This window comes from Campylobacter sputorum subsp. sputorum (assembly GCF_008245005.1).
GTDB classification, from domain to species: Bacteria; Campylobacterota; Campylobacteria; order Campylobacterales; family Campylobacteraceae; genus Campylobacter_F; species Campylobacter_F sputorum.
On sequence record NZ_CP043427.1, the window covers coordinates 1,663,535 to 1,688,904 of the forward strand.

The 25,370-nt window shown below is 30.5% G+C and carries 23 protein-coding genes and 1 pseudogene; 16 read left to right on the top strand and 8 right to left on the bottom strand.

Features of this window, described 5'->3' with window-relative positions; genetic code table 11:
- Positions 1-82: 82 nt before the first annotated feature.
- The 7 genes and pseudogenes from CSPT_RS09530 to selA all read right to left on the bottom strand — a co-directional run.
- Positions 83-610: pseudogene (locus CSPT_RS09530) on the bottom strand (methyl-accepting chemotaxis protein); the annotation flags it as partial.
- A 1,004-nt stretch (positions 611-1,614) separates the two neighbouring features.
- On the bottom strand, positions 1,615-2,073 hold the full coding sequence (locus CSPT_RS08520; protein ID WP_089183191.1) for a hypothetical protein: 459 nt from the start codon (positions 2,071-2,073) through the stop codon (positions 1,615-1,617).
- Positions 2,074-2,228: 155 nt separating this feature from the next.
- Positions 2,229-2,801 carry a formate dehydrogenase FDH3 subunit beta gene (gene fdh3B / locus CSPT_RS08525; protein ID WP_089183192.1) on the bottom strand — a complete coding sequence of 191 codons (573 nt, stop codon included), beginning with the start codon at positions 2,799-2,801 and terminating at the stop codon, positions 2,229-2,231.
- A gap of 12 nt (positions 2,802-2,813) precedes the next feature.
- A complete protein-coding gene (locus tag CSPT_RS08530) occupies positions 2,814-5,729 on the bottom strand; it encodes a formate dehydrogenase subunit alpha (protein WP_089183193.1) in 2,916 nt (971 codons plus the stop codon).
- 9 nt (positions 5,730-5,738) lie between these two features.
- On the bottom strand, positions 5,739-5,930 hold the full coding sequence (locus tag CSPT_RS08535; protein WP_089183194.1) for a hypothetical protein: 192 nt from the start codon (positions 5,928-5,930) through the stop codon (positions 5,739-5,741).
- Between the two features lie 172 nt (positions 5,931-6,102).
- Positions 6,103-7,923: a selenocysteine-specific translation elongation factor gene (gene selB, locus CSPT_RS08540; RefSeq protein WP_089183195.1), complete on the bottom strand. Its 1,821-nt coding sequence runs from the start codon at positions 7,921-7,923 to the stop codon at positions 6,103-6,105.
- Positions 7,916-9,250 (bottom strand): L-seryl-tRNA(Sec) selenium transferase, encoded by a 1,335-nt coding sequence (gene selA, locus CSPT_RS08545; RefSeq protein ID WP_089183196.1) that lies wholly within the window; start codon positions 9,248-9,250, stop codon positions 7,916-7,918. Before selA ends, selB begins: the two co-directional genes overlap by 8 nt.
- A gap of 123 nt (positions 9,251-9,373) precedes the next feature.
- Here selA and CSPT_RS08550 point away from each other — a divergent pair, with 123 nt between their 5' ends.
- The 16 genes from CSPT_RS08550 (at position 9,374) to CSPT_RS08625 (ending at position 22,961) form a co-directional block, all read left to right on the top strand.
- On the top strand, positions 9,374-11,035 hold the full coding sequence (locus CSPT_RS08550) for a 4Fe-4S binding protein (RefSeq protein WP_089183197.1): 1,662 nt from the start codon (positions 9,374-9,376) through the stop codon (positions 11,033-11,035).
- Complete coding sequence (locus CSPT_RS08555; protein WP_089183198.1) at positions 11,032-11,694, top strand: TorD/DmsD family molecular chaperone; 663 nt, start codon at positions 11,032-11,034, stop codon at positions 11,692-11,694. The genes CSPT_RS08550 and CSPT_RS08555 overlap by 4 nt, the downstream gene beginning before the upstream one ends.
- A 216-nt stretch (positions 11,695-11,910) precedes the next feature.
- Positions 11,911-12,135 (top strand): FeoA family protein, encoded by a 225-nt coding sequence (locus CSPT_RS08560; RefSeq protein WP_089183199.1) that lies wholly within the window; start codon positions 11,911-11,913, stop codon positions 12,133-12,135.
- Complete coding sequence (gene feoB, locus CSPT_RS08565; RefSeq protein WP_089183200.1) at positions 12,132-14,660, top strand: ferrous iron transport protein B; 2,529 nt, start codon at positions 12,132-12,134, stop codon at positions 14,658-14,660. Before CSPT_RS08560 ends, feoB begins: the two co-directional genes overlap by 4 nt.
- A complete protein-coding gene (locus tag CSPT_RS08570) occupies positions 14,657-14,956 on the top strand; it encodes a hypothetical protein (protein WP_089183201.1) in 300 nt (99 codons plus the stop codon). Before feoB ends, CSPT_RS08570 begins: the two co-directional genes overlap by 4 nt.
- A 21-nt stretch (positions 14,957-14,977) precedes the next feature.
- Positions 14,978-15,796: a DUF4198 domain-containing protein gene (locus tag CSPT_RS08575; protein ID WP_033917238.1), complete on the top strand. Its 819-nt coding sequence runs from the start codon at positions 14,978-14,980 to the stop codon at positions 15,794-15,796.
- A 41-nt stretch (positions 15,797-15,837) separates the two neighbouring features.
- Positions 15,838-15,969, top strand: coding sequence for a FeoB-associated Cys-rich membrane protein (locus CSPT_RS08580; protein ID WP_089183202.1), 132 nt, complete (start codon positions 15,838-15,840; stop codon positions 15,967-15,969).
- 30 nt (positions 15,970-15,999) lie between these two features.
- Positions 16,000-16,428 carry a Fur family transcriptional regulator gene (locus CSPT_RS08585; protein WP_161492230.1) on the top strand — a complete coding sequence of 143 codons (429 nt, stop codon included), beginning with the start codon at positions 16,000-16,002 and terminating at the stop codon, positions 16,426-16,428.
- Positions 16,416-18,518 carry a heavy metal translocating P-type ATPase gene (locus tag CSPT_RS08590; protein WP_089183204.1) on the top strand — a complete coding sequence of 701 codons (2,103 nt, stop codon included), beginning with the start codon at positions 16,416-16,418 and terminating at the stop codon, positions 18,516-18,518. Before CSPT_RS08585 ends, CSPT_RS08590 begins: the two co-directional genes overlap by 13 nt.
- A gap of 76 nt (positions 18,519-18,594) precedes the next feature.
- Positions 18,595-18,933, top strand: a complete 339-nt coding sequence (locus CSPT_RS08595; protein ID WP_089183205.1) for an HMA2 domain-containing protein — start codon at positions 18,595-18,597, stop codon at positions 18,931-18,933.
- Positions 18,930-19,535, top strand: coding sequence for a hypothetical protein (locus CSPT_RS08600; protein ID WP_089183206.1), 606 nt, complete (start codon positions 18,930-18,932; stop codon positions 19,533-19,535). The genes CSPT_RS08595 and CSPT_RS08600 overlap by 4 nt, the downstream gene beginning before the upstream one ends.
- 11 nt (positions 19,536-19,546) lie before the next feature.
- Complete coding sequence (locus CSPT_RS08605) at positions 19,547-19,885, top strand: hypothetical protein (protein WP_089183207.1); 339 nt, start codon at positions 19,547-19,549, stop codon at positions 19,883-19,885.
- Positions 19,886-20,167, top strand: a complete 282-nt coding sequence (locus CSPT_RS08610) for a hypothetical protein (protein WP_089183208.1) — start codon at positions 19,886-19,888, stop codon at positions 20,165-20,167.
- Between the two features lie 10 nt (positions 20,168-20,177).
- The gene (locus CSPT_RS09110) at positions 20,178-20,585 is read left to right on the top strand and encodes a hypothetical protein (RefSeq protein ID WP_170228720.1); all 408 of its coding nucleotides are present in this window, start codon (positions 20,178-20,180) and stop codon (positions 20,583-20,585) included.
- Positions 20,563-22,626: a heavy metal translocating P-type ATPase gene (locus tag CSPT_RS08620; RefSeq protein ID WP_374188412.1), complete on the top strand. Its 2,064-nt coding sequence runs from the start codon at positions 20,563-20,565 to the stop codon at positions 22,624-22,626. Before CSPT_RS09110 ends, CSPT_RS08620 begins: the two co-directional genes overlap by 23 nt.
- Positions 22,627-22,721: 95 nt before the next feature.
- Positions 22,722-22,961: a hypothetical protein gene (locus tag CSPT_RS08625; protein WP_228568248.1), complete on the top strand. Its 240-nt coding sequence runs from the start codon at positions 22,722-22,724 to the stop codon at positions 22,959-22,961.
- 6 nt (positions 22,962-22,967) lie between these two features.
- On the opposite strand, the gene CSPT_RS08630 is transcribed toward CSPT_RS08625, so the two are convergent.
- A complete protein-coding gene (locus CSPT_RS08630; RefSeq protein WP_089183209.1) occupies positions 22,968-25,346 on the bottom strand; it encodes a DUF7494 domain-containing protein in 2,379 nt (792 codons plus the stop codon).
- Positions 25,347-25,370 lie beyond the last annotated feature (24 nt).

The window sequence follows — 25,370 nt, forward strand, 5'->3', positions numbered from 1 at the left end:
GAAATTAAAAAAAGCTTTTAGTGATTTAAATTTAGTATAAACACTTAGATGTTAGAGTTTTCTCTAACATCTAAATTTATAATTAAAACTTATTCTTCCTTACACTATCAACTATATCTTTAGACATAGTATCAAGTTCTTTTGTGATAGTAAATGTATTATTAGCAATATTAACATTTTCTTTTGTTAAAGCATCTACATCAGCTACAGAGTTATTTATCATAGATATTGCTTCAGTTTGTTCTCTAATACTTTCACTCATCTCATTTATTGATTGAGTTAAAACATTTACATTAGCTTCTATTTCAGTTAATGACTTACCAGTTTTTTCTGCTAGTTTTCTAACTTCATCAGCAACAACAGCAAATCCTCTTCCTGCTTCTCCAGCTCTTGCTGCTTCTATAGCAGCATTAAGTGCTAGAAGGTTAGTTTGCTCTGATATATCTTTTATAATAGTTATAACATTTTTAATCTCTTCACTTTGAGCTATAACTTCTGTTGTTTTTTGATTAATTGAGTTCATTGAACTACTCATCTCTTCAACAGCAGCTGCACTTTCTTCAAGTGAACTGGCTTGTTTTTTAGCTGAAGCTGTTATTTGATCTACTGCTTTAGATAATAGATCTGATTTTTGTTGTAAGCTTTCTGCTTGAGATAGATTTTGTTTAAGCATACTGCTTATCTCAGCTCCTAATGTATTTACACCTTTTGCTATAACACCATTGTCATCTATGTGAGCACTAAAGTCTTTGTTTTGAAAAGATTTTAATAAAGCTAATATATTATTTCCATCATCTGCTATAAGTGAGTTTAATGTTTCTTGTAACTCTATAAATGCTTCTTTTAGAGTATTTAAAGCAGGATTACTACTATTTGCTTCAAATGATGCTAAGAAGTCTCCTTCTTTTATCTTATCTACAAATGTATCAGCTTGCTTGATAAATATCTCTTCATCAGATAAATTCTTTTTAGTTTTTTCTATGTTTTCATTAATAGCTTTTGCCATAGCTCCAAATTCATCTTTAGTTTTTACATTTATTGTATTAGCATCTTTTGATTCATGATTTATAAATTTAAATACATTGTTTAGACCTGATTGGATGATGGAGATTGGTTTTAAGGCTCTTGTTATTATGAAAGTTAAGATAGATACTATAAGTATAATAAATATAGTTGAAGTTACACTTTGACTTTTAATTATATAACTTAGTGTGCTATCATAATCACTCATTGAATTTGCTGAACAAATAAGCCAGTTTGCAGCTTCGTATTTTTCGCAAGCAGCCACTCTTTTATCGCCTTTAAATTCAAATTCGAAAGGTTTGTTTCCATCTTTATTGTAAAAGTTTATAAAATTCGTAGCAATTTGTTTTACTTCAGGGTTATCAGACATTATCATATCTTTTCTTGCATGAGAGACAAAGTTTTTTAATTGTATATCAACTAAAGATACCATAGAGGTTGTAGAGCTTTTTATAGAACCCAATTTTTTATTTAAAGAGTCTAAAAATATATCTCCTGCAAATACACCTATAAGTTTACCTTGTATAGTAATTGGAATAGATATTGTAACGCAAGGGAATCCAGTAGAGCTTAAATATGGCTGAGAAAATGTTAGTTTACCATTTTTTTTACAGCATCTTTATACCATCCTCTAGATCTTGCATCATATGACAGATTTTGCATATCTTTGTAAACAAATTCAAATTTTTTACCATCTTCTGTCACAACATCATGAAGGGAGCCATCACTTTCAAAACCTATATAAAACTCATTTAAACCAGATGTTAGTGCTGATGATATTAATTTTTCTTTAAGCATATCTCTATCATATAATAAATTTGGATTTTCTAGTAAATAGTTATAAAAAGAATTTACAACATTTATTTTTTCTCCAACAAACTGTTCTACTAAAATTTTAGTAATTCCGCTATATGAAGAATTTCCAGATTCTCCCATATCAATATATAGATTTTTAACAAAATTATAATTTATAGTAGAAAAAACAATAAAAGCAGTAGTTAATAAACAAAAAACAATAAAAGAAACTCTACTTGAAACTTTACGCAACATAAAAATACTCCTTTAAATTTCAAATTTCGTAATTCAGAAATAGATTATATCACTCCCCTCCCCCGTTGTCAATAAATATTAGTAATCAATATGAAAAAAATTTATAGTAAAATTTGAATTTTGTTTGAATTTTTGGAGGAAATTTTCCTCCAAATTTATAAAGAAAAGTCAGGTTTTACATTTGGTTGTTTTAACATAATGCGTTTTCTATACACATTTGAAACTTCTGTTGCATCGCCAACCAAAAGTGCGTTTGTAGAGCAAATAGCAGCACACATAGGAACTTTGCCCTCAGCTATGCGGTTTTGTCCATAAAGCTCCCTTTCTTCGTGAGAGTTTGTCTCTTCTGGACCACCTGCACACATTGTGCATTTATCCATTTCTCCTTTTATGCCAAAAGCACCATCTCTTGGAAATTGTGGTGCACCAAAAGGACAAGCATACAAGCAATATCCACAACCTATACAAGTTTTTTTATCGTGCAAAACAACCCCATCATCTCTTATATAAAAGCAATTTACCGGACAAACTTGTGCACAAGGTGCATCAGTGCAGTGCTGACACGCTATAGTACTAGCAAATTCTTTGCCAGGAATTCCTTCGTTTATTATAAGAACTTTACGCCTATTGATACCAACTGGAACTTCATGAGCCGAAGAGCAAGCAACTTGGCAACCATAACAAGCTATACATCTACTGACATCTACATAAAATTTCATTCTTGCCATAACTTACTCCTCTTACGCTTTTTCTAATCTACAAAGACCAGCATTAAACTCTGAAATTTGAGTATTTATATCAAATCCGTAGTTTGTGATGGTATTTGAGCTCTCGCCTATAGTATAAGGTTTAGCACCTTCTGGGTAACGATCACTTAAATCAACACCTTGTAAAATACCAGCAAAGTTATATGGTAAACAAATTCTATCTGGCGTAACAGAATAAGAATATATACATTTTACCTTTATCTTTGTTCCTTGTGGGGCGTGTATCCACATCATATCGCCATCTTTGATATTGTGTTTTGCCGCTAGTTCCGGATTAACATGAGCAAACATTTCAGGAGTTATAGCTGCTAGATATTTACTAGTTCTCTCAATCATACCAGCCCCACTTAAATTTACAACCCTAAGTGAGCTTATGATAGTTGGAAACTCTTTTGACCAATCTTTTTCTTGTTGTTCACTTATAAATTTAGTTGCAACACGGAAATTTCTCTTTTGATCTTCAAAAGTAGGATATTTTTTAACCAAATCCCAATCTGGTGAGTGGATAGGCTCTCTGTGTTTTGGAATCTGATCTGCAAATTCCCAAACTTTTACCCTAGCTCTTGCATTTCCACAAGGACAAACACCAGCCTCACGACATTTCTTAGCTATGATTCCACTATAATCCATACTCCAACTTGATCCCATTTTAGCTTTTTCTTCTTCGCTAAGAGTGATACCTAAAACTTTTTCGATATTTTCTTTAGTAATTTGTGGATGACCGCCTTTTACTTTTGAACCTGGCAAAGTTATGCTTTCATCGGCAAGTTGGCTAACGCCATCGTGCTCTAAGCCAAATCTATTTCTAAAGCCCATACCGCCTTCTACATAAGGTTTTGTTATATCGTAAAGTATAGGAGTTCCTGGATGTTTTTCATCCCAACAAGGCCACGGAAGTCCATAATATTCACCTTCAACTGGGCCTCTACCTTTTAGAGTGAGCGGATCAAAGAATTGCCAATTTTCTTGATGTTTTTTAAGTCTTGCAGCAGTTCTACCATTGTTTCCAATACTTTGAGTATTTCTAGCTATCTCATCTGTTGCGTCTTCTGGCCATTTGAAATCATCTTTAACTTGCTTAATCTCGCCATCAACGATTCCCATTTTCATGCCTTTTACATACTCATCGTAAAAACCAAATTTCTTAGCAAATAAAAACATTATCTCTTGATCTTCTTTGCTTTCATAAAGTGGTTTTATAACCTGTGTTCTCCATTGTGCCGAGCGATTTGTTGCTGAGCAATATCCCTCACTTTCAAACTGAGTGCAAGCAGGAAGTACATAAATTCCATCTTTTCTATCGCTTAAAATTGCAACTTCATTTAAAAATGGCTCTGCAACCACAAGCATATCAAGTTTATCTATAGCTTCTTTTATCTTAACTTGATGAGCCATAGAAGTAATACCTGTTCCTTGAACCCAAAGCACTCTTAAATTTCCACTTGAAAAAGTCTCTTCTTCTTTTAAAACACCTTGCCACCATTTAGAAAGCGACCAACCTTTTTCGTTTCGCCAGTTTCTATCTTCTGGATTTTTAGGATCGTGATAAAAATACTCTCTAAAATTAGTGCCTTTTACTGGTTCGCCTAACTTTTCGCGTGGTTCTTTTACTGAAACTGCAAAGCGTTTTACAAAATCATCAAAATTTACACCCCAACCTTTGCAGTGATGCTTGTATGCTCCGTCTCCAAGTCCATAATAACCAGATAAGCTATCAGCCAAGCAGTTCATATCTGTAGCACCTTGAACATTATCATGGCCTCTAAGTATGTTTGTTCCACCACCTGGTTTTCCCATATTTCCTAAAACTAATTGTAAAATAGCCAGTATTCTAGTATTTGAGCTACCAACTGAGTGTTGAGTTATACCCAAAGCCCAGCATAAAGTTGAAGGTTTTGAAGTGGCAAAAAGTTTTGTAAATTCTTCAAGCTCTTGTGTACTACATCCAGTAACCCTTGATACTTCCTCAGGTGTCCAGTGTTTAGCCTCTTGTCTGATTTCATCAACCGCATAACTTTGTTTTGCTATAACATCTTTGTCTTCCCAACCATTTTTAAAGATTAGATGAAGCATACCATAAATGAAAGCTATATCAGTTCCTGGTCTAATTCTAATAAACATATCAGCTTTTGCTGCAGTCCTTGTATAAACCGGATCAACAACAACTATCTTTGCATTGTTTCTATCTCGTGCTTGTAATGCTCTTTTCATAGCACCAACTGGATTTGCCACAGCTGAGTTTGCACCGATAAAAAGTATAACTTTTGAGTTTATCATATCAGCAACATGATTTGTCATAGCGCCATAACCCCAAGTATTCGCCACACCGGCGACTGTTGCACTATGTCAAATTCTAGCTACGTGATCTATATTGTTTGTTCCCCAAAATGCTGCAAATTTTCTAAAATAAAATGCTTGTTCATTTGAAAATTTAGCCGAACCTAAAAATTCAACACTATCAGGTCCATCTTCTTCACGAATTTTAAGCATTTTATCGCCTATCTCATTAACGGCTGTTTCCCATGAAATTCTCTCCCACTTTCCATTTACTTTTTTAAGAGGGTATTTGAGTCTCATTTTTGATTTTGTTAAATCAATCTGGTCAATTCCTTTACAGCAATGGCTTCCTTGTGAAATCGGGTGATCAACCGCCATATCTTGACGAATCCAAACATTTGACCCCTCATCAACCTCAGCCTCAATCCCACAACCAACAGAACATATAGAACATATTGTTCTTTTCATCACGGAATTAGGAAAAGGATTTTTTATCTCTTCTTTAGTTGCACTTCTTAATGTTTCATTAGATCCAAAAGCACTGCTTGCTGCAGCACCAAGGGCGGCAAGCTTTAGAAAAGAACGCCTTCCTACATATGTTGTTTTACTCATAAAATATCCTTAATAAGCTACTTTATAAAATTTCTCCCAAGCCTCACTTTTCCAGTAAAGCACCTCTGAATGTTTGCCTTTTGAGTTACTTATTTTTGAAACACTCACTGCATTTGCGGCTGTTGCGGCAGCTACTACTACGCCAACTCCAGCACTTGCTTTGGCAGCTTTTTTCAAAAATTTTCTACGAGCTTCTTGCATTAACTCCTCCTAAATTTGTCAAAAAGACATTAATATGCAATAATTGCATATTTTGTAACAAAAAAATAACTAAATGTGAAGTAAACCTATACTCTAGCTATATGCTATTTTAGCATATTAATAAATATTATAGCTTTTGTTTTTGTATTAGTTTATAAATTTAATATATAATTTATTTAAATTTTCTATCCATGCCGTCTTTTACGATATCATCGAATTTATCCAAGTATTCTAAATATGCAATGGCGTATTTTCTACTTAAATTTAATTTATCTTTTATTGAAGTTACATTTATATAACCATCAATTTTTATCATTTCTCTCATCAAATTTAAAACATTGCTTAAAGCAACTTGAGTTATAAAAAGATTATGGGCAAGTCTTATTATCTTTTTACTTGATGTTAGTTTTTTCATCGCATTATCGCCACTTACTCTATCTATCTCAAGTTCATCATATATATTGTATGGAGCCGATGGGGTAAAATTTTCAGACAATAAAATATCATAAATTTTACTATCTAAACTCTCTAAAATCTCATCTAAATTTGCATTTTTATCTATAAAAAACGATCCGTTTTTTGCAATTTTATTATTTTCATAAAGTGAGTTTAAAACATATAGGCATAAGCTTTCACTCGCCCAAGAAATTTTATTTGAGATGCTTGATGCCGAAATTATGGCAAATTTATTTTTCGCAAATATATTTATAATTATCGTTGAAATATCATTAAATGCCGATTTGTCATACACATTTAACTCTTTTTTATCAACAAAAGTATCTTTTAAATTTAGTGCAATCTCTAGTGCTTCTTCGTGATTTAGTGCAAAACGCTGATAAGATGAAATGAGTCCAAAACCATGCTTATGAAAGGTTTTTAGCAAAGAAAAAGCAAGTAAAAAATCATTTTCATAAAGTGCTTTTAATATAGGCATTTTTTGGGCTTTTTTCATAGGCTCACTTATGGAATTTAAAACTTTTCCGCCACCTATTACGCGGTTATTTGACAAAAGAACAAAGTTTTCTTTAAATTTAAGACAAACCGGCTTACTAAATTTAAATGTTATAAATTGTAATGCATTTATCTCTCCACAAATTGTTGCTCTGGCATTTAGCTGCTTTGTCCCAACGCAAAACACGACATTTTGATTTTGAAAAATCTCGCCGTTTGTCATAACACAATCAACATTGCTAAAAGCCCTAAAAAAGCCCTTTTTGCTAAGCATTTGACCTTTTGTGATATTTTTTGTATCACTGCTGCTTAAATTTAAAGCAACTCTGTTTGGCGAACTAGCACTATCTACATCATTATCATGGATTTGAACGCTTCTAACAATGTATTCTTTTTTTGTATCGTAGTTATAAACTTTTTCGCCTTTTTTTATGCTTCCACCTATCAAACTTCCTGTAACAACTTGCCCTATTCCCTTTAAACTAAAAGCTCTATCTGTATAATAATGAAAAACCAAATCAGTAGCGTGTTCTTTGGATTTTATCATAAAAAGATAGTCTTTAAGCTCTGTTATGCTATTTTTATCTTTTATGCTTGTTTCAAAAATTCTTAAAATTTCCAAATTTGAAAAACTTTTTAGATAATTTTTTATCTCATTTTGCCTAGTATCTAAAATATCTCTTGAAACTAAATCGCATTTTGTGATAACTATAATTATGGATTTGACATCCAAAATGCTTAAAATTTGGATATGTTCTTTTGTTTGAGGCATTATCCCATCATCAGCAGCAATTACAACCATAGCAGCATCAAGCGAGTATGCTCCACTTATCATAGTTTTTATAAGACCTTCATGACCTGGAACATCTATAAAAGCTATATTTGTATCGTTGTTTTTTAAATTTGAAAAACTAAGGTCTATTGTTATACCGCGACTTTTTTCTTCTTCTAGTTTGTCGCCCTCAAAACCATTTAGCTCTTTTATAAGTGCCGTTTTTCCGTGATCTATATGTCCTGCTGTGCCTATGATAATGCTATTCATCACTCAAAACCTCTTTTATAATCTCTACAAGTTCATTTATATCGCTTTTTAAAACACTTTTTAAATCTAGCATAAATTTATCATCTTCAATTCTACCGATTACATTTTTATCTCTAAATTTACGCTCTAAATTTATGGCATCTCCATCTAATGCTACTGCAATGCTTGGTAATTTTTTATTTGGCATCGTGCCGCCACCAACATATGTGTTTGTTTTTGTGATACTAATATCTTTTAATCCAACTTTGTCAATGATAAATTCCCCAATTTCTACCAACTCACCTTCACTTCTGTTTAGTAAATTTAAAGTAGGAATTTGATTATAAGAGTGATTTAAATACGCAAACATAGTTAAATTTAATATACTAAGAGTTATTTTATCTACTCTTAACATACGTAAAAGCTGGTTTTTCTTTAGCTGATTTATGTATTTTTTCTTGCCTAGTATTATGCCACACTGCACACTTCCAAAAAGCTTATCGCCACTAAAACTTAATAAATCAACACTATTTGCAATTTTATCCAAACTTGGCTCATCTTTGCTAAGACAATATGGCAATTCCCCAAGATATCCACTACCTAAGTCATAATAACTTGGCAAATTTCTATCTTTCCCAAGAGCTGAAATTTCTTGCAATGACGCACTTTTTGTAAAGCCAACTATATCGAAATTTGATCTATGGACTTTTAAAAGTAAGCCCGTATTTTCGTTTATAGCGTTTTCGTAATCTTGTATTTTAGTTCTATTTGTTGTGCCTATTTCTTTTAAAATCGCCCCTGAGCTTGACATAACTTCAGGCACTCTAAAACTTCCGCCGATTTCTACTAGCTCACCTCTGCTAACTATAACTTCTTTGTTTTTTGCAAGTGTATTTAGCACCAAAAATACGGCACTTGCGTTATTATTCACAACCAAAGCATCTTCACATCCAAATAAAATAGAAGCTAAATTTGATATAAAAGTATATCTTTCGCCCCTTCTTCCATTTTGCAAATCATACTCAAGATTACTTGCATGACAAATTGTATTTTTTACGCTATCAAAAATTTCTTCTGATATCAAACTTCTACCTAAATTTGTATGAACCACAACGCCCGTTGCATTTATAACTTTTTGAAGTTTTTGCCTGTTAAATTTGTCATATTTTTTTGAAATGATTTCAAATATATCATCTTGGGATAAATTTAAATCCTTTTTATCTTGCAATTTTTGCCTAATGGACGCAATCTCATTTTTTGCAATATATGTTAAGAGCGGCTTTACATAATCTTTAAATTTATCATCATTTATGATTTTATCAATCTGAGGAATGTCTCTAAAATGCATTATTTCTCCTTAGCTTTTTGTCTAGCTAACAAAGTGATTATACCAAATTATGCATTATATATTTTTTAAGTTTAATTTTATGAGTTTATATTAAAATTATCCACAAAATCAAAAGGAATACAAGTGATAGAATTTGGTTATTATAATGAAAATAGCGAAAAACCTGTGCTTAAAGATAATATTAAATTTATTATGGATGAAAACGAAGAGATATTTATATCTAACAAGCAGTTAAAAAATACAAAAATTGTAGCAAAAGAGATAGATTTCTATCTTAACAACTCTTTGGAAAATACGCTAAATAAGGCAGAAAATGTAAATTTGCTTTACGAAGCAAGGGCAACCTGTTTTGATTTGGCAAAAGATGTAATGCACTCAAAAGAGATAGGAAAAAACATTATAATCATAAGCAATAGCGATAAAAATGATTTAAAAACAGAATTAGAAAAAAATGATTTTAAAGTTATAACTTTAAAGCACGATGAAATAAAATTTCTTTATGGACAAATTGGAGAAATTTATGTAAATATAATCACAAATAACGATGAATACGAGATAAACTGCGATATCTTGCTTATAGAAAATGCAAAAGAATATATGCTAAAACAAAGCGGTTGTTATGAAATATCAACATTAAAAAACTCTGAAATTTTAAATCTTGTAAAATCGCTTTCGCCACTAACAAATTATAGAAACTTTATAACTTATGATGAAAAAATATGCCAATATCACGAAAGAAGACATGAGATATGCGGCAAATGTGCCGATATTTGTCCAACAGTAGCGATACTAAAAGATGATGAAAAAAAACAACTTATGTTTTCACATATTGATTGTATAGGCTGTGGTAAATGTGTAGGAATTTGTCCGACTTCTGCAATTGATTTTAGCATTATGCCACGAAATTCTTTTAATGAAATTACAAATTTATATAAAGATAAAATCATACTTGTAGTAAATAAAAATACAAATTTTGATATCAAAATAGATCTTAAGCCAAATGTTTTGCCGTTTTATGTTGATAATATAGAATTTTTAGATCATGTGCATTTTATGACTATGCTTACTCAAAGTGGCTGTAGTATTGTATTATACAATGATAAATTTAGTGAAATAACTATGGATAATATAAATTTAATAAATCAAATTTATGAGATTAAATTTAAAACAAAAGGTATATACATAGCACAAAATGAAAATGAGTTAAAAAATGCTCTAAATAGTGCAAATTTGGTGCCAAATAGTTACTTTTCATATCCATTTTTAGAAGGCAACAAAAGAGCAGATTTTTCAAAACGATTGGAGTTTTTAATCGCAGGAGATGATCTTGGCGTTGTAAAAACCACACAAAAGTTAAGATACGCAAAAATTAGAATAAACGAAGAAACTTGCACTCTTTGTTTAAGTTGCGTTGGTGCTTGTAATGTAGATGCATTGGTTGCTGATACAAAAGATAACTCTATTAAATTTAACCCCTCACTTTGCACAGCTTGTGGATATTGTACAATGAGTTGTGCAGAAAAAGATACTATTTTTATAGATAGAGGAGAGATTGAGCTAAATCCAAGTTTTTATAGCTACACTACACTTGCAAAAGATGAACTCTTTAAATGCATCGAGTGTGGAAAAGAATTTGCAACCACAAAAGCAGTTCAAAAAGTGGCGAATATGATGGCTCCGATGTTTAAAGGCGATGAGTTTAAGACTAAAATGCTGTATTGCTGTCCTGATTGCAAGGCAAAACTTACAATAATGAAACAATTTGAAGAAAGTAGGAAAATATGAAAGATATTTTAAAAGCTAGATCGTATTACTATGAGTTTGCTTCATCGACGCTGTTTTTTAGCGAAAAAGAGAGTTTGTTTAAAAATATGCAAGAAAAAATAAAAGAACTTTCTAAATTTCCAATCACAGATGAAAATAAAACCGATTTTGAAGTGATGGCTAAATTTGATTTTTCTAAATTTAAAGATGAACAAAATGCAATGTTTTTTAGTCTATCTTACTCGAATGTACCAACCACAGCTAGTTTTTACGATGAAGGTAGAGACAATGGAAAAGCTAGACTTGATGTTATAAATATTATCAAAAAAAGTTCTTATAGAAGAGATGAAAAAAAATGCGAAGAAGGCGAGGATTTTATAGGCTTTATCTTTGGCCTGATGGCTACATTTTTAAAAGATGAAGCAAACGAAAATAAACAAGAATTAAGCAGTGAACTTTTTAAAACTTCTATAAATAACTTTATAGATGAGTTTTTAGATATGTTAGAAAAATCAAAATACGCAGTTTTTTTCAAAGCTTATGTAAGTGTGATGAGAAATTTTATATCCTTAGAAAGATCTCTTTTAGAAGTGCAAGAACCACCAAAAAAAGTATCACAAGCAGAAATTTCATTAAAAAAACAGTCTTATATGGCTGAAATTATAAACAATGAGGATTGATGAATTTTCTACATTTTTATAAACTTTAAAAATAAATTTATATACACATAATTTATATAACTTTCTACCATATATAAATTTGGCTACAAATAAATATAAATCATTTTAAATAAATATTTTGCTAATTTTAAGTTTTATTGAGTTACAATATGCTACTTTTTTACATTAATGATTATAGATATCAATTTTATTATATAACTATAAAAAGGATGGGTTATGGGACTTGATTATTGTAAAAGTGGTGGTTTGTATAAAATAAAAAATGTTAATGCCGATGGGAAACTTTTTTATAAACTACTTGATATGGGCTTTATAAATGGCGCTAGCGTAGAAGTTATTAGAGAAGCCCCGCTTTATGATCCAATGGAACTTAAAATTCATAACTACCTAATTACTCTTAGAAAAAGCGAAGCAAGATTAATTGAGGTTGAAAAAGTATGAGTGAAATTCAAAGCTCTTTAGATGAAGTAAAAAAATCTAATAAAAAAAATGTGAAAATTGCATTAGCTGGGCAACCAAACTGCGGAAAATCAACAATTTTTAGTATGCTTAGCGGTATTCGCCAACACATTGCAAACTATCCGGGTGTTACCGTGGATAAAAAATCAGGATTTTTTTCATATAAAGACCTTGAAATAGAGATGGTGGATCTGCCCGGGACTTATTCTTTTAGTTCTTATTCGCTTGAAGAAAGAGTGGCAAAAGAATTTATCTTAAAAGAAGATCCGGATATTATTTTAAATGTTGTTGATGCTTCAAATTTAAAAAGAAATTTATATCTAACTTTTCAGCTTTTAGAGATAGGCAAACCTGTTATTGTTATTTTAAATATGATAGATGTTGCTCAAAGAAGAGGCATTGAAATAAATGCTACAAAAATTTCAGATATGCTAAAATGCCCTGTTGTTGTTGCAAGTGGTTTTAAAAAAATCGGAAAAAACGAAATTTTAAAAGCTATTGATGAAGTTTATAATAAATTTTATAGCTACGAAGAATTTATGATAAATTATGAAGAATTAGAGCCTTTTATTGCAAAATTAGAAGGTGTAATTGATAATGATTATAATATAAAAAATAGATGGTTAGCTATAAAAGCACTTGAAAATGATAGCGTTGTTTATGATTTATTAAAAGATAAAAATGAAAGCTTTGAAAAGTTAGCAAAAAAAGAAATAGGGCTTTTTAAAAAGACATTTAATAAAAATACAGAAAATTTTCTAGCTACTTTTAGATACGATTCAGCTGATATTGTAAGCTCAAACTGCACAAAAGAGACCAAAAAGGGAAAGGAAACTTTTACTGATAAAGTTGATAAAATAGTCTTAAATAGATGGCTGTCTTTTCCTATTTTGTTTTTAATAATAGTTGGAATTTATCAACTCTCGATAGTTTTTGGCTATCATTTAACAAATTACACATGGCCACTTTTAGCAGCTTTAAAAAATTTTGTTACTGATATACTACCAGCTACTGATATAGCACATGTACCAATGATAACTGATCTTGGAATTTGGCTAATAAATAGCTTAAATGCACTTTTAAACTATTTACCAATATTTTTCATACTATTTGCATTAATAGCAATCCTTGAAGATGTTGGCTATATGCCTAGAATGGCGTTTATTTTAGATAGAGTGTTTAGAAAATTTGGACTTCACGGACAAAGCACACTGCCATTAGTTTTAGGTGGTGCGTTTGTAGGAGGATGTGCAGTTCCTGGCGTTATGGCTACAAAAGGAATCGCAGATGAAAGAGCTAGAATGGCAACTATTTTTACCGTTCCGCTTATGAACTGTCTTGCAAAAGTGCCATTTTATACACTGCTTTTAGGGGCATTTTTTAAAGAGCATATGAGCTTAGTTATGTTTTATATCTCAACTATTACGATTTTTACAGCTCTTATAATTGCAAAAGTTTTAACTATGACACTTCTTAAAACAAGAGAGACTGCCCCATTTGTGATGGAGCTACCAGCTTATCATATGCCTACATTTAAAGGCGTTATTTTTAGAGCTTGTGAGAGAGTTTGGATTTATATCAAAAAAGTTTGCACCATTGTTTTAGCTGTTGCTATTGTTCTTTTTGCCCTACTTCAATTTCCAGGACTTAATCATGAACAAAGAGTTGAGTTTAAAGCAAATGAGAATCAAATTTTAGCTACTTTTGATAAGAAAATCTCTAAAACAAAGTATTATGAGAATTTTAACACAAGAGAAAATATATCAGAACTTTTAAATTTTTATGACTCTTATAAAAGCAAAAAAATGGCTGGAAGCAAAGGTGTGGATGAAGATTTTAAAAAAGAAAACGAGCTATTTTACTCTATTATAAAACCATCAAGCGATGATAAAGACGCAAAACTCATAAATAAAGAGTTAAGAAAACTCTCAAAAGGTAGAGATAGGATTTTAAGAGAAGAAAAAAATATCCGCATAGAAAACTCACTGCTTGGTATGGCAGGTAGAGCTTTAGAGCCTGTTAGTCAGTTTGCGGGATTTGACTGGCGTATAAATGTGGCGTTTTTAAGCTCATTTGCTGCTAGGGAGTCTGCAGTTGCTACACTTGGAAGCATTTATGAAACAGGAGCAAGTGAAAACGCACAAAGAGCTGAAGATATGATGGCTCAAAATAGTGGATATACACCACTTCATGCAGCCGCTATTATCATCTTTATGCTTTTAACTCCTCCTTGTATTGCTACAATGGTTGTTGTAAAGCTTCAGATGAATAGCTATAAATGGATGCTTTTATCGCTATTTGTGCCATTTACACTAGCTCTTATAATGGCAGCATTTGTATTTAGCATAGGAAATGCCTTAAATTTAAGTGGGCTAACTGCTATGAGCGGTTATTATGTGTGTATAGTTTTAATAGCGTTAATTTTAGGATTAGTCCCAGAAAAACGCATAAATTGGCAAGGTGGATTAAAAATTAATAATAAATCAAATTTAAAGGAGAAAGAATGAAAAAAATTATATTGGCTTTGGCATTTGCCATTAGTTCAATGTTTGCACACACTGCACTTATGAGTTGTTTTGATAATGGAGATGGCTCAATTACTTGCGAGGGTGGATTTAGCGATGGAAGCACTGCAAAAGGTGTCAAATTTCATCTAATACAAGGAGGGAAAAGCGTTTTAGAAGAAACTTTCAATGAAGATAGTGAAGTTACTTTCAAAAAACCAAATGGTGATTTTGAGGTTCAGTTTGACGCAGGAGAAGGACATAAAGTAACTATAAAAAGCAAAGATATAGCAAAATAAATTTAAAAAAAAGGACATTAAATGAGAAAGATTATTATTTCAACAATCACAACAGCGGCTTTAGCTAGTTCAGCATTTGCACATTTTCAAATGGTTTATACGCCAGAAAGTGCATTAGAAAAACCAGATAACATTCCATTAAAAATAGTATTTAATCACCCTTTTGCCGATGAGCATACTATGGATATGGGATTAAATGCTAAAGGTGAAATTAAACCGGTTGAAGATTTTTTTGTAATAAACAAAGAGAAAAAAACAGATCTTAAAAAAGATCTTAAAAATATAACTTTTAAAGGTAATTCAAACTCAGGCAAAGGCTATGAGAGTGAATATAAAGCTAGAAAAATGGGCGATCATGTATTTGTTTTAACTCCGGCACCTTATTATGAGAAAAATGAAGATGCATATATACAACAAATAACAAAAATGATAGTAAATGTTGCTGGTGCACCAACTGATTGGGATGCTGAACTTGGCTTAAAAGCTGAAATTGTTCCACTTACAAAACCTTATTCCATATGGGCAGGAAGCACATTTTCAGGAATTGTAAAAGGAAATGGAAAACCGATTCCATTTGCAGAAATTGAAGTTGAGTATTTAAACTACGATGTTGATATAAAGAAAAACGAAATGGGTAAAAAACCTCACGCTACTGCACCTCAAGATAGCTTTGTAACACTTACCATAAAAGCAGATCAAGATGGAAAATTTACATTTGGAATTCCAAAAGCCGGATGGTGGGGATTTGCAGCTCTTGGAGTGGGTCCTGATAAAAAACATGATGGCAAAGAACTAAGTCAAGACGCTGTTATTTGGGTTCAAGCAAAAGATATGAAATAATTTTGGGGCATTTGCCCCTTTTTGTTAAAGAAGGATATATTATGCAAATTTATGAAGCTATTATTTTAATAGCATTAGCCGCTCTTGCTGGATATTATATATATAAAAAAACATTCAAAACAGGTGGTTGCGGTTGCGGTAAAAAAGATTGTTGCTCTAAGAAAAAACATTAATTGTAGTTTTGTAATAAATTTGGAGGTATGATGGGTAATGAAGCGGTATTTAACAATTTCTTAAATATAATTTTAAGCAAAAAAGCTAAAAATTCAATCCCAAGGAAAGAAATTCTAAAAATACTTTTTTACAACAAGCATATAAGCATAAATGAAATTCAAAAAATATATAAAAATACGCACAAAAAACAAGTAAGTATAAGCACTATTTACAACACACTAAATTTATTAAAAAAATACAATCTACTAACCATAATAAAATCTAAAAATTCTACTAAATATGAGATGAATATACATCTAAACCATGACCATTTAATTTGCAAAAAATGCGGAAAAATAATTGAATTTAAAGATGAAGTTTTACAAAATTTACAAAAAGGAATCTCAAAGAAATATGATTTTATAATACAAGGACATATTTTATCACTAGAAGGAATTTGCGACAAATGCAAGAAATAGCCATAAAATCTAACATAAAAAATAGAACTAGACTTAAATCACATCTTTTTACATTGCAAAATTTTGAGCTAATAAAAGAAGTTCTAAATTTAAAAATAATTTCAATAAGGCTAAATGAAATTTGTAATAGCATTATCATAAATTATGATAATCAAAAAATCACACTTGAAGAAATCCTTAAACTTATACAAAAAAGTTTGGATTTACCAAAAAAAGAGCCAGTAAACAAACAAAATTACTGCACAAAAGCTTGTAATCCATGTCATTTAGCTTCAACTACAAAAACTTTTAAACAAAGAATCAAGCAATTTGCTTTTTTAAGCGGTGTAGCAGCATTTGTTTTTATAAAAGAACACATATTGCTTACTGCATTTTCCCCGATAAGTGCGCTTGCTTTAGTAGGGCTTAGTTTATATATGGCAAAACCGCTTTTAAATGAAGCACTAAATGACATAAAAAACAGAAATTTTAGCCTAGAAAGCTTTATGGCTTTTTCACTTATTTTGGCAATTTTTGGTGGCGAAATTGGCGCAGCATTTGAAGTAATTTATATCTTAACAGGCTCTCGTCTTTTTGAAGAATACACAGCAAACCTGTCTCGTGTAGAGATAAGAAATTTAATCAAGATGGATGTTAATAAACTCTATGTTTTAAGAGAAGATATTGAAGTTGAGATTGATTTAAAAGACGCAAAAAACGGTGATATAGCAGTTTTTGTAAGTGGAGAGAAAATTTGTGTTGATGGAGTTATAGTAAAAGGCGAAGCTTTGATAAATGAAGCTTTGATAAATGGAAGAAGCGAAAGTGTGCTAAAAAAACAAGGGGATAATGTTTTTGCAAATACAAATGTTGAAAATGGTAGAGTGTTTGTAAAAATCAAAGCCCTAGGTAATGAAACTTATATTGCAAGAGTGATTAATGAAGTTGAAAAATCCCTAAATCTAAAATCAGAAAGTGAAGTAACTGCTGACTTGCTTGCAAAAAAAGTCTTAAAAATAGGTTCATTTATGACACTTGGCACACTTTTATTAACAGCGTCTTTTACAAATGCTTTTAGCGTGATGATTATCATGAGTTGCCCATGTGCTACCATCTTAGCAGCAAGTTCAGCCATTAGCTCAGCAATAGCAAGTGCTGCAAGAAATAGCATTTTGATAAAAGGTGGAGAGTATTTAGAAAATTTTAGCCGTTCAAATGTGTTTTGTTTCGATAAAACCGGAACTCTTACTACAGGAATTCCAGTAGTTGCCTCATATCAAACTAATATAAATGAGTATGAATTTTTTCAAATTTTAGCAAATTTAGAGTATAAAAATACTCATCCGGTAGCAAAAGCAATTATAAATTTTTGCAAAGAAAAAAACATTAAACCAAATACAAAAAACATAACAAAAAATGAAATAGGTTTGGGAGTAAGCGGGGAATTTGAAGGGAATTTATATCTGCTTGGAAATTTAAAATTTATGAAAAACAACTCAGTTATAATAAATACAAAAGAAAATAAAGCTTTTACAAATATATATTTAGCTAGAAATGGAAAATTTATCGGATTTTTAAGCCTTAGCCACGAAGTTAGAGAAGGCACAAAAGAGATGCTAAAAGAACTCAAAAACAGAGGTGTTAAAAAGTTAGTTTTACTAACAGGCGATGATGAACTGGTTTCTAAAGAATTTGCAAAAGATCTCAATTTTGATGAAGTTTATTATGATTTAATGCCAGATGAAAAAGCAAAAATCATTGAAAATTTAACTAAAAAAGACAGTGTTGTAATGATAGGAGATGGCGTAAATGACACACTTGCTATGAGTAAAGCAAATGTTAGTGTTTCTTTTGCAAGTGGCGGAAGTAAAGCAGCTGTTGAAGTCTCAAACATAGCTATAACAAACTCGGATCCAAAAGATATTATAAAACTTTATGATTTAAGTAAATTTGCTCTAAAAGTTGCAAATCAAAACTACAAAATAGGCACATCTACAAATATTTTTGGTTCCATTTTAGCAATGTTTGGTTTAATGAGTCCAGCTGGTGCTGGACTAATCCATATAGCTCATACATCAGCCATAATTGCAAATTCAAATAGAGTTAAATAATAATGATTTTCAAATGAAATTAAGCTTATATTGATAATTAAATAAGCATAATCAATATTACAAAATAAGGAAAATTATGATAACAAAAGATTTTTTAATTAGTGTTTTATCTCATTGCAAGATAATCCACCATACTCATGGTAGGTTAAGACTTAGAGTTTCAAGTAAGATAAAAGATGAGTTTGAAAATTTAGGCGATGAAAATTTAAAAAATATCAATTTAAATAAACTTGATGAAATGATAAAAAACATCAACGGTATAAACAATGTTAAATTTAACCGAGTAATTGGCTCAATAACAATAGAATATGATAAAAAAGAGTTTGATAAAGACTTTTGGCACGACATTATAGAGTTTAAAAAAGTTGATAATTTTTTACTTAAAATAAATGAAAAAGCAAAGGAGTTGTTGTGAATGAACTACAAACTGCACTAAATTATGAAAATCAAGGCATTTTACTATATACAGAAATTTATAACAATTTTAAATATGAAATTTTTGCTCAAATTTTAGAAGTTAAAAAAGCTGGTTTTGTTTTATTAGAAAGCTTTAAAACAGATGAGGTTTTAGAAGAGTTTAAAACTCCTGATATTGATTCAAAAAAAGATGCGATATATACCGCACTAAGCTATGAAGAAAAAGCTGAAAAAATTTATGACAAACTTACAAATAGTGTAAATGATGAAAAACTAAAAGATCTATTTTTTAGGCTTTGGGCTACATCAGAAAATGAGTATAAAAAAGCACTTTTAAATGAAATACAAAATACTCAAAACAAACAAGGCGAAATTTTTAATTTTAAAAATTTAGAACAGATGGGCTTAAATTTAGATACAAAATCTATAAATGAACTAAATGAAATTTTAGCTAAATTTAAAGATGGTAAAGCATCAAAAGATGATATAAATGCATTTTTACAAAATCCGTATTTTTCATTTTTATCGGGTGTTATGCTTGGGGCAGTAGGCGGAATTTTGATAGATCAAATTCTCAAAGAAAATAAAAATTTAGAATAAAGGAGAAAATTATGGCACTTCCATTTATAGCTGGTTTAGCAGTTGGGTCATTAGCAGTGGTTGCATTTAACAACAAAGATAAGATAAAAGATAAGTTATTGCAAGGATATGAAAAAGGCAAAGAAGTAGCACAAGATTTAAAAGAGTGTGCAGAAAATAAACTAAAATCAAAAGATAAATGTTGTGATTGTGAGGATGAAAAAGATGAGAGTTGTGATTGCGAATGTCACAATGAAAATCAAAAAAATAGTAGCCAAATAAAAAAGTCTAATACAAAAGATGATAACCAAACATCAGAGCCAAAAAAACCATCATCAAGATCTAAAAAAACAACAAGCAAAGGAGAGTAGATGCTAAATTTAAGAACTTCTAATTCAAGACTTCCAGCAGATCACTTTATAAGCGGGGCTTTGTTTGGGGGCATTACTGCTGGAGCATTAGAGTATGCAAATAATTCTGAGAATAAAAATGTAGCTAAAAATGTTTTAAAATACTCACTTGAAGGCGGTATAGCAACATCACTAGCAATAAGTGCGTCAAATAAACTAGTTCAAAAAAACTACCTAAATGCTACCTTTGACATAGCCCTTGGCGTGGGACTTATAGTAGCAGTTGAGAAAATTTTAAAATAAAGGGGTAAAAATGGAAAATCCATACATAAAAGTTGAAGAAAAAATAGAGACAAAACAAGAAACTACTACAGATGCAAAACATAAATTTGCAAATACAGATACAAAAGAGTTTAAGAGCTTTGAAGAGGCATATCAAGCTGGTATGCAGTATGCCGCTCAAAATCCTAACACTCAAAGTTTTAACCAAAATAGTTCATTTTTAAGTTCTATTTTGCCAACAAACTTTAACTCGACAAATTTCTTACAAGGTGCGATAGTTGGAGCACTTGGAACATATCTTTTAACAAATGAAAACGCTCAACAAGCTATATTTAAGTCAGTAGTAAGAGTTGGAAAGCTTTTACAAGCTGGTAGTGAAGAGATAAAAGAGAGATTTGAAGATGCAAAGGCAGAAATTGAAGCAGAAAATGAGCTTTAAAATCATCCATAAAAGCAAAAATAGAGTTAGATTTTTTTATCCTGATTTAAAAAATACTACAAACGAAAGAGCTTTGGAGAGTGAAATTTTAAAGCTAAATGGAGTTTATGAGGCTAGAGTAAATAAAATTACTAAAAGCGTTGTTATAAAATTTAATGGTAATTTAGATGAAATTTTAGAGCAAATTTCAAAAATTAAACTAACCACAGATACCAAAAAAGATATTAGTAAGAAAAATATCGCTATATCTGGTACTTCTTTTTTGCTAACTCCATTTTTAAAAAATACCAAAGGATTAGTTAGCATAACTGCGGCTATTCCTGTGCTAAAAGAAGGAATTTATGAGCTTTTTAATGATGGTCTTACATCAAAAGTTTTAGAAGCTATGGCAGTTGGTATCTCGCTTTCAAGAAAAGATTATTTAGCTGCAAATAGCACAAATTTCATGCTAAATATCGGAGAATACATGGAAGAAAGCACAGTTCATAAAAGCGATGATTTGATAAAAGAGCTAGCAAAACCTAACATAACAGAAGCTTGGGTTGAAATAACAAAAAATAGTAAAAAAAGCTTAGAAAAAATCAGCGTAAATGATATAAAAAAAGGCGATATCGTTGTAGTTGGCTCAGGAGAAACCATAGCTATTGATGGATATATAATCGAAGGAAGTGCCAGCATAAATCAAGTTTCCATGACAGGAGAAGCGGGTTGTGTTAGAAAAGAACGGGGCGAGAGAGTTATGAGCGGAACCGTTGTTGAAGAAGGCAAGATTAAAATCTGGACTGAACTTGCTGGCGAAGATACAAGCACTCAAAGAATCAAAAAATACATTCAAAATTCACTTAACGAAAAGTCCAACATTGGATTAAAAGCAACAAAACTAGCCGATAAATTAGTGCCTTTAACTCTTAGTCTTGCCGGAATTTCTTATTTTTTAAATCGCAATATGACTAGCGTAGCATCTGTTTTACAAGCTGATTATTCGTGTGCATTAAAACTTCCCACTCCAGTTGCCTTTAAAAGCAGTATTTCCAAAGCCGGAAAAGCTGGAATTTTGATAAAAGGTGCTAAATCAATAGAAGCTTTAGCAGCTGCTGATGTTTTTGTATTTGATAAAACAGGAACTTTAACAGATGGGGTTTTAAAAGTTGAAGATGTAATTAGCTTTGATGAAAAATGGAGCAAAGAAAAACTTTTAAATTTAACTGCAAGTGTAGAAGAGCATTATTTCCATCCTATAGCTGAAGCTGTAGTAAATGCTGCTAAAATTTCAGGCTTTAAACATATGCACCACGATGAAGTTGAGTTTATAGTAGCTCATGGAATAAAAACTCATTATAATCAAAAAGAAGTAATCATAGGCAGTAGGCATTTTTTAGAAGATGATGAAAAAATATCTTTCAAAGAAAATTCGCATAAGATTGAAAAAGCTCTAAAAAGCGGACATGCTTTGCTTTATGTAGCTTATGATAAAAAACTTCTTGGCATTATCAAGCTAAAAGATGAGATTAGATCTAATGCAAAAACTACCATTAAAAAACTAAAAAGCCTTGGGGTAAAAGAGATAGTTATGCTAACAGGCGATGTTAAAGATAAAGCTAATAGCGTGGCAGATGAACTAGATATTGACACTGTTTATGCCGAACTTTTACCGACTCAAAAATCACAAATTATAGAAAATTTAATAAAAGATGGAAAAAATGTTGCATTTTGTGGAGACGGTATAAATGATGCACCATCTTTAATAAAAGCAAATGTAGGCATAAGTATGGAAAAAGGTGCTGATATTGCAAAAGTTACAGCTGGTGTTAGTTTATTAAAAGACGATATTTACTCAGTTGCAGTAGCAAAAGAACTAGCAAATAAAACTATGGAATTGATAGATAAAAACTTCAAAGCCACTGTTTTAATAAACTCAGCTATTTTATTTGGTGCAACAATTGGTCGTTTAAGTCCTGTGCTTACCGCAGCACTTCACAATGGCACAACTATAGGACTTTTGCTAAATTCAATAAAAGGTGTAAATTTTGAAAATAGATAGAAGTAAATTTAAAATTTATATCATTATTAAGGATTAAAAAGTGCCTTTTTTTATTCTTAATTCAGTTTTATTAGTAATTACAGGAGTTATGATATATGAAACAAGTTCAAACGCAAAGCAAAAATTTGCCAAAAAAAGAAAAAATAGCAAAAAAATCTCTTAGTCTAACAACTAAAAAAGAGATAGCAAAGCTTGGAATGACGATATCAATGGGGCTTGTGGTTTTAAGTGCTTTTAATACAAGAAGTAAATTTAGTAAAAATTTACATATAGTTTCAGGTGCCGCACTCGTTGGTTTTTCTTATTACCATACAAAACTTTATAATCAAAATTAATCAATATTAATTTAAACTCTTGGATAAAATTTCTTTTTGAATCACACAAAGATCTTTCCAAGAGTTATTAAATGTGCTATTTATACACTCATCAACATATTTTTTAGCTTCATCATAATTTTTTATCTTTATACAAACCTCAGCAGTTTGATAAAGAGCTCTTAGTCTATCAGACGGCTCTAACCTCATCGCAAGAAGCTCTCTTCCTGCATTTATGGCATTTTTATAATCCGATATTTTATTTAATGAGCTTATATATAAAAAATTTATACCAGGGCTAAATAGTGTTAAATTTAGTCTTTTTTGCATATCTATAGCTTTTTTAGAATATGTTAAAACAACACTATCGTTATCTTTTTTTGCTGCAAATTTTGCTATTTTATCATACATTTCCAAGAGTTTTACATCATCTTTTTTAAGTTTTTCAAACTCATTTATAGTTTGTATGGCCTCATCAAAGCGATTAAGTTCTAAAAGCGACAAAAAGCGGTAATAAAGACTAGGAGTTATGTCACTATACTCTAAACTTGCAGCAACTGCTATAGCATCATTACTTGCATTTATAGCCTCATAATACCTACCAAGTTTATACAAAGATATACTAACTCTTATAAGCCATTCAACTCTATCTTCTAAATTTTTAGTATTGATATGAGAGTGTGCGAGGCTGTAAGCTTTGTCGTATCTAGACATTTGTATCATACAATCAAAGAGTCTAAATTGATTGTTTATAGAGTTTTGAATATCAAAATTTTCATTTAAATAAACTGTTTTTTCACAAGCACTTTTAACTAAACTTTCATTTGCCAGTATCAAAGCAGTGTTATTTAGTAAATTTGTTAAATTTGTATCATTAGCGTCTATAACTTTGTTTTTGTAAGATAAAATTTCATCATACTTTTTATCTTTGGATAATAACTTTATTTGCTCTAACAAAGCTTTTTTGCCTATATCATTACTTCCATATCTATCCATAAGCGTATCATAATAGTCACTTAACTTTGTTGTATTTGTTTCATTTATCTCAAAAAATAGCTCATCAAGTGCTTCTTCTACATCTTTTACATAAGCGCCATCTTTAAACTCTTTTTCATATCTTTTAAGATATTCATAGGCTTTTTTTACCTCGCCTAAACGCATTAGAGATATTCCCAAATTTTTAAGAGCACTCTCGTAATAATCGTCGCTTCGTTTTGAATTCTCTACATAAAGTTCATATAACTTTGAAGATATATCATATATTTTTTTATTAAAAAAATTCTGTGCAAATGAGGCTAATGTGTTTTTATCTTTTAAAAGATACTCTTTATTTGCATTAATTATCTTTAAAATATACTCTTTAGCATCGTTAAATTTTGCTCTTTCTATGCTTATATCAGTAAGTTTAAAGGCAGCCTCACTTGCTACTTCCATATCATTTGAACTATAAAGAACACTTTCTAGCATTTTTATAGCCTCTTTACTCTTTCCTTCTTTATAGATTGCTCCAGCATAGTCTATTATGGCTAATTTTGTCCATTTTGAGTTAGTATGTTCTTTTACTAAAATATCAAGATTATAACTAGCATCTCCACCCATATCTAAGGCTAAATATGCTCTAAGTATAATGCCTAAAACTTCTGGATAATTTTCATCTGATGGAAAACTTCTAATCCAATTCTTACCCATATTTACTATATCTATAAATTTAAAATTATCATAAACTTTTTGAGAAGATAGTATTTTATCTAATGCTCTAATTTTATATAACTCAAATTCACTCGTAAAAATGGAATTTGGATGTATTTTAGAAGCATTTAATGTCTCATCAAAAACTCTCTCATATAATCCCATATCATATAATTTTTTTATATTTAAATAAAGCTCTATATCATCGCCATTTACGTATTGTATAGGCATTTTATTGATATCTAATGCACCAATTGATGGATAAATCATATCATTATAAGTTATAGGGAAATTTATACCATTACTTACTTTTTTAAACTCTCTTAAAGTTGGATCAATGATAATAGAATAATGTGTAGATACGCCAGCATCTTTTTTCTTTATCTCGTTGTTTCCAAAAAGATTTTCATTTACATTTAGAAGTCTTGAGTTTTGTTTTGGATTTATGATAATTTCATAACCATTATTTGTTTTATTAAATTTTATATCAACCAAAGAAGTTATTTTATCATCAATGTTAAAAATTTCTTTTGTAGATATATTGCATATATAAATTTTTTTATCTAGTTCTAGAAGTTTAGCTTCGCAAGAAAAAGGAGTATCATTTTGTATATGCAAAACACCATAACTACTTCCCTGCTCTTCTCCGCCATTTAAGATAACACTAAATGAAAATGCATAAACTGCTGTTAAAAATAGTAATATTATCTGTTTCATTTAGTAATTATATCAAATTTTATA

Excerpts from the sequence above, each read along its gene's own strand:
- CSPT_RS08520 (WP_089183191.1), bottom strand. The coding sequence starts at position 2,073 with ATGTTGCGTAAAGTTTCAAGTAGAGTTTCTTTTATTGTTTTTTGTTTA.
- CSPT_RS08595 (WP_089183205.1), top strand. The coding sequence starts at position 18,595 with ATGATAACAAAAGATTTTTTAATTAGTGTTTTATCTCATTGCAAGATA.
- CSPT_RS08585 (WP_161492230.1), top strand. The coding sequence starts at position 16,000 with ATGGGTAATGAAGCGGTATTTAACAATTTCTTAAATATAATTTTAAGC.
- CSPT_RS08555 (WP_089183198.1), top strand. The coding sequence starts at position 11,032 with ATGAAAGATATTTTAAAAGCTAGATCGTATTACTATGAGTTTGCTTCA.
- CSPT_RS08535 (WP_089183194.1), bottom strand. The coding sequence starts at position 5,930 with ATGCAAGAAGCTCGTAGAAAATTTTTGAAAAAAGCTGCCAAAGCAAGT.
- CSPT_RS08560 (WP_089183199.1), top strand. The coding sequence starts at position 11,911 with ATGGGACTTGATTATTGTAAAAGTGGTGGTTTGTATAAAATAAAAAAT.
- CSPT_RS09110 (WP_170228720.1), top strand. The coding sequence starts at position 20,178 with ATGGAAAATCCATACATAAAAGTTGAAGAAAAAATAGAGACAAAACAA.
- selB (WP_089183195.1), bottom strand. The coding sequence starts at position 7,923 with ATGAATAGCATTATCATAGGCACAGCAGGACATATAGATCACGGAAAA.
- CSPT_RS08580 (WP_089183202.1), top strand. The coding sequence starts at position 15,838 with ATGCAAATTTATGAAGCTATTATTTTAATAGCATTAGCCGCTCTTGCT.
- CSPT_RS08590 (WP_089183204.1), top strand. The coding sequence starts at position 16,416 with ATGCAAGAAATAGCCATAAAATCTAACATAAAAAATAGAACTAGACTT.
- CSPT_RS08605 (WP_089183207.1), top strand. The coding sequence starts at position 19,547 with ATGGCACTTCCATTTATAGCTGGTTTAGCAGTTGGGTCATTAGCAGTG.
- feoB (WP_089183200.1), top strand. The coding sequence starts at position 12,132 with ATGAGTGAAATTCAAAGCTCTTTAGATGAAGTAAAAAAATCTAATAAA.
- CSPT_RS08575 (WP_033917238.1), top strand. The coding sequence starts at position 14,978 with ATGAGAAAGATTATTATTTCAACAATCACAACAGCGGCTTTAGCTAGT.
- CSPT_RS08610 (WP_089183208.1), top strand. The coding sequence starts at position 19,886 with ATGCTAAATTTAAGAACTTCTAATTCAAGACTTCCAGCAGATCACTTT.
- CSPT_RS08625 (WP_228568248.1), top strand. The coding sequence starts at position 22,722 with ATGAAACAAGTTCAAACGCAAAGCAAAAATTTGCCAAAAAAAGAAAAA.
- CSPT_RS08630 (WP_089183209.1), bottom strand. The coding sequence starts at position 25,346 with ATGAAACAGATAATATTACTATTTTTAACAGCAGTTTATGCATTTTCA.
- fdh3B (WP_089183192.1), bottom strand. The coding sequence starts at position 2,801 with ATGGCAAGAATGAAATTTTATGTAGATGTCAGTAGATGTATAGCTTGT.
- selA (WP_089183196.1), bottom strand. The coding sequence starts at position 9,250 with ATGCATTTTAGAGACATTCCTCAGATTGATAAAATCATAAATGATGAT.
- CSPT_RS08570 (WP_089183201.1), top strand. The coding sequence starts at position 14,657 with ATGAAAAAAATTATATTGGCTTTGGCATTTGCCATTAGTTCAATGTTT.